A 14,565-nucleotide genomic window follows, 5' to 3' on the forward strand; every position below is an offset into this window, starting at 1 on the left:
CCTGTGCGCCATAGAACCACCCCAAAGCCATCGGGCTGAGTCTGTCAGCACGATTACGATTAGCCACGCAAGAGGGAGCGCACCATGGTAGACGCAGCCGTCCACGACCATGAGCATGAAGACAACCGCGGGTTCTTTACCCGTTGGTTCATGTCCACCAACCACAAAGACATCGGTATCCTGTACCTGTTCGTATCGGGTTTCGTCGGTTTCCTGTCCGTCGCCTTTACGATCTACATGCGGATGGAACTCATGCACCCGGGTGTGCAGTACATGTGCCTTGAAGGCGCGCGTCTGTTCCCGGCCGCTTTGGACGAATGTACGCCAAACGGCCACCTGTGGAACGTGATGATCACCTATCACGGCGTGCTGATGATGTTCTTCGTGGTTATTCCGGCGCTTTTCGGTGGCTTCGGCAACTACTTCATGCCGCTGCAGATCGGTGCACCCGATATGGCCTTCCCGCGTCTGAACAACCTGTCCTTCTGGCTGTTCTGTACCGGCGTGGCACTTGGTGTGGCCTCCATTCTGGCACCGGGTGGCAATGGCCAGCTGGGCTCCGGCGTGGGTTGGGTTCTGTACCCGCCGCTGTCCACGACCGAAGCCGGTATTTCCATGGACCTCGCGATTTTCGCGGTTCACGTCTCCGGTGCGTCGTCCATTCTGGGCGCGATCAACATGATCACGACCTTCCTGAACATGCGTGCCCCCGGCATGACGCTGCACAAGGTGCCGCTGTTCGCATGGTCGATCTTTGTGACCGCGTGGCTGATCCTTCTGGCCCTGCCCGTGCTGGCCGGTGCGATCACCATGCTGCTGATGGACCGCAACTTCGGCACGACCTTCTTTGACCCCGCAGGCGGCGGCGACCCGATCCTCTACCAGCACATCCTGTGGTTCTTCGGTCACCCTGAAGTCTACATCATCATCGTGCCTGCCTTCGGTATCATCTCCCACGTGATCGCGACCTTCTCGCGCAAGCCCATCTTCGGCTACCTGCCGATGGTCTATGCGATGGTCGCTATCGGCGCGCTGGGCTTTGTTGTCTGGGCGCACCACATGTACACCGTCGGCATGTCCCTGACCCAGCAGTCCTATTTCATGCTGGCGACCATGGTCATCGCGGTGCCTACCGGCGTCAAAATCTTCTCATGGATCGCGACGATGTGGGGCGGGTCCGTGGAATTCAAAACACCCATGATGTGGGCGTTCGGCTTCCTGTTCCTGTTCACCGTGGGTGGTGTGACCGGCATCGTGCTGTCGCAAGCGGGCGTCGACCGCGCGTATCACGACACCTACTATGTCGTGGCACACTTCCACTATGTGATGAGCCTTGGCGCTGTCTTCGGCATCTTCGCGGGCATCTACTTTTACCTGCCGAAAATGGCAGGCCGGATGATCCCCGAATGGGCGGGCCACACGCACTTCTGGCTGATGTTCATCGGCGCGAATATCACCTTCTTCCCCCAGCACTTCCTGGGCCGGAACGGGATGCCGCGTCGCTACATCGACTATAACGAGGCATTTGCCCTGTGGAACTATGTATCCTCCATCGGTGCCTTCATCGCCTTCGGCTCCTTCCTGTTCTTTATCGTCATGCTCTTCAAGACACTGCTGTCCCCCAAGAACGCGACCGAGAACAACCCGTGGAACGAATATGCAGACACGCTGGAATGGACATTGCCGTCCCCTCCACCGGAGCACACATTCGAAATCCTGCCCAAGCAGTCCGATTGGGACAAACAGCCCGGCCACTAACATGGCTGTGCATTGAAAAGATCGGCCCCGATGGAAACATCGGGGCCTTTTTTGTGCCACGCCCCTACCCCGTCGCAACAAACATCCTAGACTTTGATCCACCCGTGCCCGTCCCCGATAAGGTTGCCGCTGATGATAAACCTCTGGCCGTTCCTGCTGCTCGCAGCCCCCGCATGGGTCACCCTGCGGGGCAGTGCTGTGGCATGGGTCTGGGCCTCTCTGGGGATCGGGGTCGGGGTGCTGGTCCTTCTGTACTACGGCGCGCTCTCCGCGATTTCGCTTATGACGGTCGAACCTGCCTCTGCCAGCCTGTTTGCCGGCAATATCTTCCTGTCCTCACAGGCGGGCGAGGACAGGTTTTTGTCCGGCCCCACGGGCGCATTGGCAATCGGGGTCATCGCCCTTGCGATTGCAGCACTTTTGTTGGCCGTTCGCAGACACCCCGACCGCGCCCCGTTCGACCTTGCCCTTTTCTGGATCAGCGCCCTGATCGCGACGACCCTTTTGTTCGTGCCGCATATGACCACGACAACAGACACCGGCAGTCGGGCGGCAGACGCGGCCACATCAGGTCTGTCCATCGTCCTTTTGGCCTGTCTTGCCATCGCGGTCTTGCGGCCACTCACATCCTTGTTTGGGTCACGAAAGCCTGCCTGATGCCCTACGAATGGATCACGCCCGATGACCCCGCCCCGCGCAGCGCGCCTGTGGCGGAACTTCACCTGTGGCCCTACAGGTCTCTGCCGCGCCGGGATTTTGTCACCTTCATCGCCGCGACGGCCGCGATGGTCCTGCTGCCGCTTCTTGCCGTGATGGGGTCGCCTGTTCTGTGGGGCCTTCTGCCGTTCTTTGTCCTTGCCGTGGGGGGCATCTGGTACGCCCTGCAGCGCAACCAGCGCGATGGTGAAATTCTTGAGGAACTGCGCATCTGGCCCGACCGTATCACGCTTGATCACCACCACCCCCGCCACGGTCACCACACATGGGAAGCCAATCCCTATTGGGTGCAACTCAAACTCGACCCGCGCCACGACCGGATCAAGAATTACCTGACCCTCAAGGGCAGCGACCGTGAGGTCGAACTGGGCGCCTTTTTGTCCGAGGACGAACGCGCGGTGCTGTATGACGAGGTCGACCAAGCCATCCGCGACGCCCTGTAAAGTCACCCGCAGACCCGCAGCTTTCGGGTCGCGCTTGATGCGTGCTGCGCATAGGCTGACCCTATGACGCCGCAACGCACCCTATCCCTGGCCAACTGGGCCGACCTTCTGGTCCTCGGTCTGATCTGGGGTGGCAGTTTTCTGGCAATCCGTCTGACGCTTGACGAAGTCCCCTTCGTCACCTCCGTGGCCCACCGCGTGTTCTGGGCGGCCCTGATCCTCTGGGCCTATGTCCTGTGGCGGCGGTTGCCCCTGCCGTCGGGACGGGATTGGGCCGTTCTGGGCGTCATGGGGGTTTTGAACAACGTCATCCCTTTCAGTCTGATGGCATGGGGGCAACTCTATATTCCCACGGGCCTCACGTCGGTTTTCAACGCAGGCACGGCCATCTTCGGAGCGGTTGTCGCGGCCCTTTTGCTGGCGGACGAACGCATGACCCCGCGCAAGGCGATAGGGTCGCTGATCGGGTTTTTCGGGGTCGTCACGGCCATTGGCCTCGACAGCTTGCGCGATCTGGACATCACCTCACTGGCGCAACTGGCGGTGATCGGGGGCACCGTGTCCTACGCCTTTGCCGGGGTCTGGGCGCGGGTCCATATGGGGCATCTGACGCCTCAGGTGGCCGCCGCCGGTATGCTGACCGGATCGTCCGTCATCATGGTTCCAGCAGCCTTCGCAATCGACGGCGTGCCGTCCTTCGATCTGGGGCTGACCACAACGCTGGCGATCGCCTACTACGTGATCTTTGCAACCGCAGGGGCCTATCTTCTGTATTACCGTATTCTGAAAACAGCCGGATCGGCCAATACCATGATCGTGACGCTGCTGATCCCGCCGGTGTCGATCCTGCTGGGCGCATGGGTGCTGGATGAAACCCTCGCGCCGAACGTCTATGCGGGTCTGGGGATGCTGGCGCTTGGCCTGATCATTCTGGACGGGCGTTTGATGCGCCGCGCCTAATCCTTGGTCTCGGGCAGGTCGTCATGATCGGTCGACGCCATTTCTTCAAGTTCGTCTTCGGACATACTGTCGTACATCTCCTTTGACGCCCCTTGCAGGTCACCCACCTTGGTGTCGCCGCGTTTGGCGGACAACGCAGCACCGGCAGCCTTTTGCTGTGACTTGGACTGTGCCTTCATCAGGCCAGCTCGTGCCTGCCGATCAGGGCAAGCTCTTCCAGCTCGTGAAGCGTAAGTTGGGAAAACATGACAGCCTGACCAGTGGTCAGATCATTGACACTGACTTTGCCCAGGCGCGCCTTCAACGCGATCTGCGCGTTCGTTCGATGATGCTGGAAATGTCGCATAAATGTCCCCCAGAAAAGTATGTCCTTCAAGGGAACGTATCAGACGCGGATGAGTTCCATCAGCTTGGACCTTTTATCCCAGCTTGTCCTTCACCATCGGTCCGACCTTTCCGAAATCCATCCGCCCGGTGTATTTCGCCTTCAGAACGCCCATCACCTTGCCCATGTCGCGGATGCTGGATGCGCCCACCTCGGCCACGGCGGCGTCAATGGCGGCTTCGGTTTCGGATGTGGACAGCTGACGGGGCAGGAACTCTTCGATAATCTTGATTTCCTCACGCTCCTTTTCAGCCAGTTCCAGCCGACCGCCCTCCTCGTACACCTTGGCACTTTCCTGTCGCTGCTTGACCATTTTGCCAAGAATCGCCAGCACCGCATCATCGCCGACACCTTCGTCGCGGCCTTCCGCGCGTGCCTCGATATCGCGGTCCTTGATGGCCGCATTGATCAGCCGCAGCGTCGACAGCTTGTCAGCCTCCTTTGCCTTCATCGCATCTTTCATGGCCCCCGAGACCCGCGCGCGCAATTCCATATGATCCATCCAAGTTGTTCGTGTGAGCGGTAACAGCGCGAACCCTAGACCGAACCCTTTCAAGAAAACAAGGCGTCAAAGATCAATCTGACGACACGTCCGAACGCGCTTGACCGTCCTTCGACCACCCCTTAGAACGCGGACAATTTGGCTGCGCCCAGATGCCATGGCGACAGCACCTTGCGGACATTTCGGGGGATTTGACCAATGAGCGACCACAAAAAACCAACCGCCTGTCTGGTTCTGGCCGACGGCACCGTCTTTTACGGCATGGGCTTTGGTGCCACCGGCCAGACGGTGGCCGAACTGTGTTTCAACACCGCGATGACAGGCTATCAGGAAATCATGACCGATCCGTCCTATGCGGGCCAGATCGTGACATTCACCTTCCCCCATATCGGCAACACCGGCGTCACTCCCGAAGACGATGAAACCGCCGATCCCGTGGCCTCCGGCATGGTGGTCAAATGGGATCCGACGACGCCCAGCAACTGGCGGTCTGTGGAACAGCTTGAGACATGGCTGGAAAAGCGCGGGCGCATCGGCATCGGCGGCGTTGATACGCGCCGCCTGACCCGCGCGATCCGCCAGCAAGGCGCGCCGCATGTGGCCATGGCCCATGATCCCGACGGTAATTTCGATATCGAGGCGATGGTCGCCGCCGCCCGTGAATTTGCAGGTCTGGAAGGGCTTGATCTGGCCAAGGATGTCACCTGTGCGCAGTCCTACCGCTGGGACGAAATGCGCTGGGCCTGGCCCGAAGGGTTCAAACGCCAGACCGAGGCCGTGCACAAGGTCGTCGCCATTGACTACGGCGCCAAACGCAACATCCTGCGTTGCCTTGCGTCGGCGGGCTGCGATGTCATCGTCTTGCCGGCGACCGCCACTGCGGAAGAGGTCATGTCCCACAACCCCGATGGCGTGTTCCTGTCCAACGGTCCGGGTGACCCGGCGGCCACGGGGGCCTACGCCGTTCCCATGATCAAGGAAGTCCTGACAAAAGATGTCCCCGTTTTCGGCATCTGTCTGGGTCATCAGATGTTGGCGCTGGCACTGGGGGCCAAAACCATCAAGATGAACCACGGCCACCACGGTGCCAATCACCCGGTCAAGGATCAGGACACCGGCAAGGTCGAAATCACATCAATGAACCACGGGTTCACAGTTGATGCGCAATCCCTGCCCGACGGTGTGCGCGAAACCCATACATCCCTCTTTGACGGGTCCAACTGCGGCATCGCGATGGACGGACGGCCTGTCTTTTCGGTGCAATACCACCCCGAAGCCTCCCCCGGCCCGATGGACAGCTATTACCTGTTCGAACGCTTCGCCGAAGCCATGGCCAACAAGGCAGGTGCCGAGGCCTGAGCCTCAGGCGTTAACGTCGACTTAACCTATCCTTAACCCTTTCCCGCCCAAGCTGGGGACGGGACAAGAAGGTAGGATGGGATGGCTTTGACATTCAGGACCGGTCGCGGACAGGCGACCGCGCAGCAAACCGACGTGGCAGACCGCGTGGCACAGCCACGCAGTGTTGCCGACGTACTGGGCCCGTCCGGCATAGACGCGGCCCGCGCCCGCGCCGTCGCAGACCGAGCGCGCCGGTCGGCCAAGGCTCTTGCCGGAACATTGTATCCCGGACAACCTGACCTCACGCTTGCCTCGGCCGAGGCGCGGCGCCACAACACAAGCCTCGTGAACTTGCAAAAAGACCCGGCAGACCCACGCCTTGTGAAGATGTTCGGGGCGGATCTGTGTCTGAAGCACCGGGTTTTGCCGTGGCGCAATATTGCAGGGCGCGTGACCGTCGTGGCCGCAAGTGCCGATCATTTCCTAAAGGTCCACGACGTGCTGCGGGTGCTGTTCGGGGATGTCCATCTGGCCATCGTGACACCTTCGCAGATGGACCGCGCCTTTGCCCGCTTGTGCCACACCACGTTGATGGACAACGCCGAATTGCGCACGGCGGCGGACGATTCCTGCCGTGACTGGAACGCGGGCCGGGCGTTCCGCTGGGGGGCTGCGGTCGCCCTGTCGGTCCTTGCCTGCCTGCTGATCTGGCCCCAGACCAGTTTTCTGATCTTGTGTGGCTGGGCGATCCTGACCCTGGTGCTGAACACCATCCTCAAATCTGCAGCCGCCCTGTTTCACCTGTTCCCCAAACCCGCCAGAACCGACCCCGTCGTCGCGCCAGCGGACCTGCCCGTCGTCACCGTCATGGTGCCTTTGTTCAAGGAACGCGACATCGCGGGCGCGCTGGTGCACCGCCTGTCCAAAATCGACTATCCTGCCGACAAACTCGATGTGTGTCTGGTACTTGAGGCGGATGACGGCACCACGCAAAAGGCCCTCGCGCAGACGGACCTGCCCTATTGGATGCGCGCCATCCGCGTGCCTCTGGGCACGCTTCAGACCAAGCCCCGCGCGCTGAACTACGCGCTCAGCTTTGCGCGCGGCTCCATCATCGGGGTTTATGACGCCGAAGATGCCCCTGCCCCCGACCAAATCTACAAGGTCGCCACGCGCTTCGCATCGGCCCCGCCGGACGTGGCCTGCCTGCAGGGCCGTCTGGATTTCTACAACAGCCACTCCAACTGGCTCGCCCGGTGTTTCACCGTGGAATATGCCGCATGGTTCCGCATTATCCTGCCCGGACTGGAAAGGATGAATCTGGCAATTCCCTTGGGGGGGACAACCCTGTTTTTCCGTCGCGATGTGCTGGAAAAGCTGGGCGGCTGGGACGCGCACAATGTCACCGAAGATGCCGATCTGGGCATTCGCCTGAACCGGCGCGGCTTTCGCACGGAGATTTTCGACAGCACCACTCAGGAAGAGGCAAATGCCCGCGTCTGGCCATGGGTCAAACAACGGTCCCGCTGGCTCAAGGGGTACGCAATCACCTATGGCGTCCACATGCGCAATCCGCTGCAACTGTGGCGCGACCTGGGGCCGTGGCGGTTCTTTGGTGTGCAGCTATTGTTCATGGGCACAATCAGCCAGTTCCTTCTGGCCCCGCTGCTCTGGTCCTTCTGGCTCATGCTGATCGGGCTGCCGCATCCATTGAACGGGGTATTGACGCAGCCTGTCGCGCTGACCTTTGCCAGCATCTTTGTGCTGACCGAAGTGATCAACATCTCTGTCTCGGCCCTCGCTGTGACCTCCGCGCGCAAACGCGAACTCATCATCTGGACGCCAACGCTTCATTTCTATTTTCCGCTGGCGGCCATCGCGGCCTACAAAGGGGTTATCGAACTGGCGACAAAACCCTTTTACTGGGACAAGACGACCCACGGCATTTTCGCCCCGACCGAACCGCGTCAGATCAGTGCGCGGCCTCGACCGCTTCCGCATCCAGTCGCAGCCGAATGATATACGCCTGACTGATGTGATCGCGCAGCGCCTTGTCCGCAGCATCCCCGTCACCGGCTTCAATCGCACTGACGATCCGTTCATGTTCTTCCAGCGTATCCGCCGGACGGCCCTGCACGGCGATGGATGTGGACGCGAGCAGCGCCATGGACCGGTGCACCAGATCAAGTTGCTGCACCAGAAACCGGTTGTGGCTGGCCAGATGGATCTGCTTGTGAAACCGACGGTTGGCGCGGCTCATGGCCTCGGGGTCGTGGGTTAGCTTGCGGTCGGCCTCCAGCATGTCGCGCAGCACGGCCAATTCCTCCGGTGTGGCATGACGCGCGGCCAGCCGCGCGGCCAATCCTTCAAGCGATCCGCGCACCACATAAAGCTCGCTCAGTTGGCTGTGATCAAGGGATGCCACGATCAACGACCGCCCGTCGCGTGTCAGCAGGCTTTGTGTCTCAAGGCGTTGCAGCGCCTCACGGATGGGGGTGCGGGACACGCCGAACCTCTCGGCCAGCTCGCTTTCCACCAGACGCGAACCGGGCTTGTAGGTGCCGGTGTCGATGGCCTCTAGGATCAACTCATAGGCGTCTTTGACGGGGGGTTTCGCTGTGCGCATGACGTCCTCCATTGGACCGTCATTGTACACCACGGTATCCAATCGTATCAACCCTCTCGATTTCCCGACCAAAGCGAACTAAACGGGACGCATGTTAAAATCTGACTTTTCTCACGTGCGGGTCTGGGTCTTCGATCTGGATCACACCCTTTATCCGCCGGACCGCGGCCTGTTTTCTCAGATCGAGGGTTTGATGACCGACTACGTGGCGCGCACCCTGAACGTGGACGAGGTCGAGGCGAACCGCCTGCGCGATCACTACTGGGAACTGCACGGCACGACCCTTGCGGGGCTTATGGCCGAACACGGGCTGGACCCGGACCCGTTTCTGGCCGCCGTTCATGACATCGACTTTTCGGTGCTGTCGCCCAACCCCGCCCTCGCCGCAGCGATTGATGCCCTGCCCGGTCGCAAGGTCGTCTATACCAACGGCACGCGGCCCTATGCCCACGACGTGTTACGCGCCCTCGGCCTGTCGGGGATTTTCGATGCGGTCTACGGGGTGGAACATGCCGGTTACAAACCTAAACCCGCACAGGCCGCGTTTGAGGCGGTCTTCGCGCTGGATGGTCTGGCCCCCGCACAAGGCGCGTTCTTCGAAGACAGCATCCGCAACCTTGCCGTGCCCCACGCCTTGGGAATGCGCACAGTCCACGTCGCCCCGCAACCGGACCCCCAAAGCTTTATCCACCATCACACGAGCAATCTGACGGCCTTCTTGTCGCAGCTGGTCTGACAGCCTTTGCGCAGCCGGACCAACGGCCTATCTATAGATCATGACAGATACAGACATCTTCATTTCGGGCGGCGGCGTCGCGGGCCTGACGGCGGCCGCGGCCTTTGGCACCGCCGGTTTCAGCGTCACCATCGCGGACCCGGCCCCGCCCATCACCGATGCCGCAACCCAAGGCGCGGATTTGCGCACCACGGCCTTTTTGCAACCCGCCCGCGATTTTCTGGACGCCGCAGGCGTCTGGGGCCGCCTCGCCCCGCACGCCACCCCGCTGCAGGTCATGCGGATCGTGGACGCGGGCGGCCCCGACCCGACCCCGCGCGTGATCCGCGACTTTGACGCCGCCGATATCGGGGATTTGCCCTTTGGCTGGAATTTGCCCAACTGGTTGATGCGGCGTGAATTGATGGCGCGGCTGGGCGAGTTGCCGAACGTGACGTTCCTGTCCGGCACAGGCTTCAAATCCATGCTGACCCGCACCGCCCACGCCCGTGTCACCCTGACAGACGGGACCAAACTGACCGCACGGCTTGTGATTGGCGCCGACGGACGCAACAGCCCGGTGCGCGAGGCGGCGGGCATCACCGCCAAAACAACGCGCTACGGACAAAAGGCCATAACATTCGCGGTGACCCATGACGCGCCGCACGACAACATCTCGACCGAGGTGCATCGCACCGGCGGTCCTTTCACCTTGGTCCCGCTGCCCGATCATGAAGGCAAACCCTGCTCCGCCGTGGTCTGGATGGAAGACGGGCCAGAGGCGCTGCGTCTGGCGGACCTGCCCGAAGATGACTTCAACGCCGCCGCCACCGCCCGCAGCGCAGGCGTCCACGGGTCGCTTGCGTTGGCATCGCGCCGGATGGTCTGGCCGATCATCAGCCAGATCGCGGACCGGATGACCGCCGAACGGGTCGCTTTGGTGGCCGAGGCCGCCCATGTCATGCCGCCCATCGGCGCGCAGGGCCTGAACATGTCTCTGGCCGATCTGGCCACACTTCTTGATCTGGCCGTCTGTCACCCCGACACCTTGGGCAGCGCCGATATGCTGGATGCATATGCCCGCAAGCGTCACACAGACGTCAAATTGCGGTCGGCGGGGATTGATCTGCTCAACCGCGCATCGCAGGCAGAAAATCCGTTGCTGCGGGATTTGCGTGCCAAAGGGGTCGCGGCTTTGCACAGCGCGGCGCCCCTGCGCAAAGAGCTGATGAAACTGGGGCTGGGCGCGCGCGGCTAGATCAGGTCGCGCCAGCCGTGGCGCGGCGCAAAGCCAACCAGCCGCCGCGCCTTGTCGATGGCATAGAATGTGTCGAACCCGTCCAGATCACCCCGAACCGGCACGCCGGGATAGAACCTGTCGGCCACCTCGCGGGACGGCAGCGCGACCGAACTGTCCGCATTGGCGACGTTGAATACCTCAAATCCCAGCCCGTCGGTCGCCAGACAGCAATCGACCATATGCCCCAGATCACGCGCGTCGATATAGGCAAAGATATTGCGCCGCCGCAGCTCCGGATCTGCCACAAAAGCGGGAAAATTCCGTTCGTATTCATGGGGTTCAATGACGTTATTGATCCGCAAACCATAGATGTCCATGGGCGCGCCCGCCTGCACGCTGCGCGCCTGAAAGGACCGCGCCGTCACTTCGTTACAGACCTTCGACATGGCATAGCTGTCATGCGGCACGGTCGGGTGGTCTTCGTCCACGGGGACATAATCCGGCAGAACCTCCCCTTGCGCGAAACAGATGCCGTAGGTCGTTTCGGACGAGGCGAAAACGACCTTGCGAATGCCCAGTTTGGACGCCGCCTCGATCACATTGTACGTGCTGGTCACATTGGCACGAAAACAGCTGCCATCATCCCCGATCATCACCCGTGGCACGGCCGCAAAATGCACCACCGCATCATAGGACTGCACCGGCCCGTCGCACTCCGACATCGCCGCCCATTGGGTCATCGCCCCCATCACCTGCCCTGCATCACACAGATCAATCAGCAATTCCGGCACGCCCTCAAGGCCACACGGCACCTTGTCGATATTCACGACCGTGTGGCCGGCCGCGCGCAGAACGCCGATCGCATGTCGACCCGCCTTACCGCTGCCGCCCGTAAAGAAAATTCGCACAATACCCTCCAGATAGATCGTCCGTCGCGCGCACCCGCACCGCCGCAATAGGGCTTCAACAGGCCCCGTCCCCATGACATACTGATGGAAACAAAAACCAACAGGCCCCACCATGTCCGACGATCTTCTCTCCGGCAAGACCGAGTCTGCCTCCGATTATGACGCCTCCTCCATTCAGGTGCTTGAGGATATGGAGCACGTCCGCCTGCGTCCGGGCATGTATATCGGCGGCAAGGACGACCGTGCGCTGCACCACATGGTGGCCGAAATCGTCGACAATTCCATGGATGAGGCCGTGGCCGGTCACGCCACCTGGATCGAGGTTGAACTGCACGAAAACGGCCATGTCACTGTGCGCGACAATGGCCGCGGCATTCCCACCGATCCGCACCCCAAAGACCCCTCTAAATCCGCACTCGAGATTATCTTCTGCACCCTGAACGCAGGCGGCAAATTCTCAGGCGACAGCTATCAAACGTCAGGCGGACTGCACGGTGTTGGGTCATCCGTGGTGAACGCCCTGTCCGATCATTTGCGGGTAGAGGTCGCGCGCAACAAAGAACTGATGATGATGGAATTTTCGCGCGGCGTGCCACAGGCCCCGCTTGCGAAGATCGGTGCGGCCCCCAACCGGCGCGGCACATCCGTGACCTTCCATCCCGATGCGGAGATTTTCGGGTCCCTGAAACTTAAACCCGCACGGCTGTTCAAGATGGCGCGGTCGAAGGCGTATCTGTTCTCCGGCGTGGAAATCCGCTGGAAAACCGGCATCAACGACGGCGAAACCCCGCTTGAGGCGACGTTCAAATTCCCCGGTGGTCTGGCCGATTATCTGAACGAAACGCTGGCCGGTGCGACCACCTATTCGGACAAACCCTTCTCCGGCACCGTTGATTTCACCGAGAAATTTCAGGTCCCGGGCAAGGTCGAATGGGCCATCAACTGGACCCCCACCCGCGACGGGTTCATCCAGTCCTATTGTAACACCGTCCCCACGCCCGAGGGCGGCACCCATGAGGCAGGGTTCTGGGCGGCCGTCCTCAAAGGCATCAAGGCCTACGGGGAGAGGGTCAACAACCGCAAGGCTGCAATGATCACCCGTGAGGATCTGACGACCGGTGCCGGTGCGCTGGTGTCCTGTTTCATTCGCGATCCGGAATTCGTGGGCCAGACAAAGGACCGCTTGGCGACAACGGACGCCCAACGCATGGTGCAACTGGCCGTGGCGGACCATTTCGACAACTGGCTGGCGTCGGACACGAAATCCGCCGGTGCGATCCTGGATTTCCTTGTGCTGCGCGCCGAAGAACGGGTGCGCCGCAAGCAAGAGAAAGAGACCGCCCGCAAGACCGCGACCAAGAAGCTGCGTCTGCCGGGCAAGCTTGTCGATTGCTCCGCCACCAATCGCGACGGGACCGAGCTGTTTATCGTCGAGGGCGACAGCGCCGGAGGCTCCGCCAAAATGGCGCGGGACCGCAAAACCCAGGCGCTTTTGCCTCTGCGGGGTAAGATCTTGAATGTTCTGGGGGCAGCCTCCTCCAAATTGACCACGAATGCCGAAATCAGCGACCTGACCCAGGCGTTGGGGGTCCAGCTGGGCGCGAAATTCAACGTAGATGACCTTCGTTACGATAAGGTTATCATCATGACGGATGCGGACGTGGACGGCGCCCATATCGCGGCGCTGCTGATGACGTTTTTCTTCAGCCAGATGCGCCCGATGATCGACGCGGGCCACCTGTATCTGGCCTGCCCGCCCCTGTTCCGCGTCACCCAAGGCGCACGCCGCGAATATTGTCTGGACGAGGCTGAAAAGAACGAAGTCCTTGCCCGTGGTCTTGGTGGCTCCGGCAAGATGGACGTCAGCCGGTTCAAGGGGCTGGGTGAAATGGACGCCAAAGACCTGAAAGAAACGACCATGGACCCCGCCTCCCGCAAACTGATCCGCGTGTCCATTGACGAGGACGAACCGGGCGAAACCGGCGATCTGGTGGAGCGCCTGATGGGCAAAAAACCGGAGATGCGGTTCCAGTACATTCAGGAGAATGCACGGTTCGTTGAGGAGCTGGATGTTTGAGTGGACGATTTATTCCGACCTCAATACGTAGACAGCTTAGGCAAGAAGCAGGCTTTGGTTGCGCTCAATGTGGAAATCCACTCATCGAATATCACCACATAATTCCTTGGTCAGAAAGCAAGGTTCACCGGCCTGAACATATGGTTGCACTTTGTGGCACCTGTCACACTTCGATTGGGAAACTACAACGTAGTGTAGCCTACAGACTCAAGGCAGCACCAAAGAACATCAAAGATGGAAAAATCCATGGTCTGTTAGGCACAGACAAGGCTCAACCGTCATTTGTGCTTGGAACTAATACCTTCATACGAACACCTGATGTTTTTCGTTACTTTGGGCGCACCATTTTCAAATATGACGTTCGGGAGGGCCAGCATCTAATATCAGCCTATCTTCCTAGAGACGATTTTTGGCCAGAGCTACGTATCGTTGAGAATGACATGACAATGGACACTGCCAAATTCTGGGACGTTGAATTCAGAACGAATTATTTCCGTGTACAACGAAAAACTCGGGAAACGTTCCTTGAGATTGACCTGCGTGGCGAACACGCAAAAGTCGCCGCGGACTTTTCTATCAGAGGGCAGCGTTTCATATTCGATGATGAGCAATCATCAATCGGCAGTTCATCCATCCAGAATTCTACTATGATAGACTGCGGCGCCGGAATTTCTTTTGGCGACCGAGGCGAGCGCCTAATGCTACCAAACTATGCGCAACACCATTCAAGAGTCGGCCTTCTTCGGGAAGGGCGTTCAATACAATGGATTTGATTACTGCAAAGCTTGTCGGCTTGAACGAAGGGAACGGTTTCAGCGCCCGAACCGAGGGGTGGGCGAGAAGCGCCCGCCCCGTGGGGGCGGTTCGGGCGCTGCCAAATCTTTGATTTGGCA

Annotated in this window: 15 protein-coding genes; 10 read left to right on the plus strand and 5 right to left on the minus strand. The window is 60.4% G+C overall.

The window, feature by feature from the left end:
* Positions 1–84: 84 nt before the first annotated feature.
* The 4 genes from ctaD (at position 85) to QZ653_RS11845 (ending at position 3,878) form a co-directional block, all read left to right on the plus strand.
* The gene (gene ctaD, locus QZ653_RS11830; RefSeq protein ID WP_296420295.1) at positions 85–1,758 is read left to right on the plus strand and encodes a cytochrome c oxidase subunit I; all 1,674 of its coding nucleotides are present in this window, start codon (positions 85–87) and stop codon (positions 1,756–1,758) included.
* A 132-nt stretch (positions 1,759–1,890) separates the two neighbouring features.
* Positions 1,891–2,415: a hypothetical protein gene (locus QZ653_RS11835; RefSeq protein WP_296420296.1), complete on the plus strand. Its 525-nt coding sequence runs from the start codon at positions 1,891–1,893 to the stop codon at positions 2,413–2,415.
* Positions 2,415–2,918, plus strand: a complete 504-nt coding sequence (locus QZ653_RS11840) for a DUF2244 domain-containing protein (RefSeq protein ID WP_296420297.1) — start codon at positions 2,415–2,417, stop codon at positions 2,916–2,918. The genes QZ653_RS11835 and QZ653_RS11840 overlap by 1 nt, the downstream gene beginning before the upstream one ends.
* A 63-nt stretch (positions 2,919–2,981) precedes the next feature.
* Positions 2,982–3,878 (plus strand): DMT family transporter, encoded by an 897-nt coding sequence (locus tag QZ653_RS11845; protein WP_296420298.1) that lies wholly within the window; start codon positions 2,982–2,984, stop codon positions 3,876–3,878.
* On the opposite strand, the gene QZ653_RS11850 is transcribed toward QZ653_RS11845, so the two are convergent.
* Genes QZ653_RS11850 through QZ653_RS11860 form a run of 3 tightly spaced genes read right to left on the minus strand, consistent with a single transcriptional unit; the run spans position 3,875 to position 4,756 of the window.
* Positions 3,875–4,057: a DUF3008 family protein gene (locus tag QZ653_RS11850; RefSeq protein ID WP_296420299.1), complete on the minus strand. Its 183-nt coding sequence runs from the start codon at positions 4,055–4,057 to the stop codon at positions 3,875–3,877. The two genes, QZ653_RS11845 and QZ653_RS11850, sit on opposite strands and share 4 nt — an antisense overlap.
* Positions 4,057–4,254, minus strand: coding sequence for a hypothetical protein (locus QZ653_RS11855; protein ID WP_296420300.1), 198 nt, complete (start codon positions 4,252–4,254; stop codon positions 4,057–4,059). Before QZ653_RS11855 ends, QZ653_RS11850 begins: the two co-directional genes overlap by 1 nt.
* Positions 4,255–4,297: 43 nt before the next feature.
* Complete coding sequence (locus QZ653_RS11860) at positions 4,298–4,756, minus strand: GatB/YqeY domain-containing protein (protein ID WP_296420309.1); 459 nt, start codon at positions 4,754–4,756, stop codon at positions 4,298–4,300.
* Between the two features lie 207 nt (positions 4,757–4,963).
* Here QZ653_RS11860 and carA point away from each other — a divergent pair, with 207 nt between their 5' ends.
* Both carA and QZ653_RS11870 read left to right on the plus strand, forming a co-directional pair.
* Positions 4,964–6,124: a glutamine-hydrolyzing carbamoyl-phosphate synthase small subunit gene (gene carA, locus QZ653_RS11865; protein ID WP_296420301.1), complete on the plus strand. Its 1,161-nt coding sequence runs from the start codon at positions 4,964–4,966 to the stop codon at positions 6,122–6,124.
* Between the two features lie 81 nt (positions 6,125–6,205).
* Positions 6,206–8,125 carry a glycosyltransferase gene (locus QZ653_RS11870; RefSeq protein WP_296420302.1) on the plus strand — a complete coding sequence of 640 codons (1,920 nt, stop codon included), beginning with the start codon at positions 6,206–6,208 and terminating at the stop codon, positions 8,123–8,125.
* On the opposite strand, the gene QZ653_RS11875 is transcribed toward QZ653_RS11870, so the two are convergent.
* Positions 8,079–8,732 carry a GntR family transcriptional regulator gene (locus tag QZ653_RS11875; protein WP_296420303.1) on the minus strand — a complete coding sequence of 218 codons (654 nt, stop codon included), beginning with the start codon at positions 8,730–8,732 and terminating at the stop codon, positions 8,079–8,081. The two genes, QZ653_RS11870 and QZ653_RS11875, sit on opposite strands and share 47 nt — an antisense overlap.
* A gap of 91 nt (positions 8,733–8,823) precedes the next feature.
* Here QZ653_RS11875 and QZ653_RS11880 point away from each other — a divergent pair, with 91 nt between their 5' ends.
* Together QZ653_RS11880 and QZ653_RS11885 are read left to right on the plus strand one after the other, a co-directional pair.
* Positions 8,824–9,468 carry a pyrimidine 5'-nucleotidase gene (locus QZ653_RS11880; RefSeq protein ID WP_296420304.1) on the plus strand — a complete coding sequence of 215 codons (645 nt, stop codon included), beginning with the start codon at positions 8,824–8,826 and terminating at the stop codon, positions 9,466–9,468.
* A gap of 40 nt (positions 9,469–9,508) precedes the next feature.
* Positions 9,509–10,705, plus strand: a complete 1,197-nt coding sequence (locus QZ653_RS11885; protein WP_296420305.1) for a UbiH/UbiF family hydroxylase — start codon at positions 9,509–9,511, stop codon at positions 10,703–10,705.
* On the opposite strand, the gene QZ653_RS11890 is transcribed toward QZ653_RS11885, so the two are convergent.
* Positions 10,702–11,595 carry an NAD-dependent epimerase/dehydratase family protein gene (locus QZ653_RS11890; protein WP_296420306.1) on the minus strand — a complete coding sequence of 298 codons (894 nt, stop codon included), beginning with the start codon at positions 11,593–11,595 and terminating at the stop codon, positions 10,702–10,704. The two genes, QZ653_RS11885 and QZ653_RS11890, sit on opposite strands and share 4 nt — an antisense overlap.
* A gap of 112 nt (positions 11,596–11,707) precedes the next feature.
* Here QZ653_RS11890 and QZ653_RS11895 point away from each other — a divergent pair, with 112 nt between their 5' ends.
* Positions 11,708–13,672: a DNA gyrase/topoisomerase IV subunit B gene (locus QZ653_RS11895; RefSeq protein WP_296420307.1), complete on the plus strand. Its 1,965-nt coding sequence runs from the start codon at positions 11,708–11,710 to the stop codon at positions 13,670–13,672.
* Complete coding sequence (locus tag QZ653_RS11900) at positions 13,669–14,445, plus strand: HNH endonuclease (protein ID WP_296420308.1); 777 nt, start codon at positions 13,669–13,671, stop codon at positions 14,443–14,445. Before QZ653_RS11895 ends, QZ653_RS11900 begins: the two co-directional genes overlap by 4 nt.
* The last annotated feature ends 120 nt before the right edge of the window (positions 14,446–14,565 follow it).

It is taken from the genome of Pseudooctadecabacter sp. (genome assembly GCF_020627745.1).
Taxonomy (GTDB): domain Bacteria; phylum Pseudomonadota; class Alphaproteobacteria; order Rhodobacterales; family Rhodobacteraceae; genus Octadecabacter.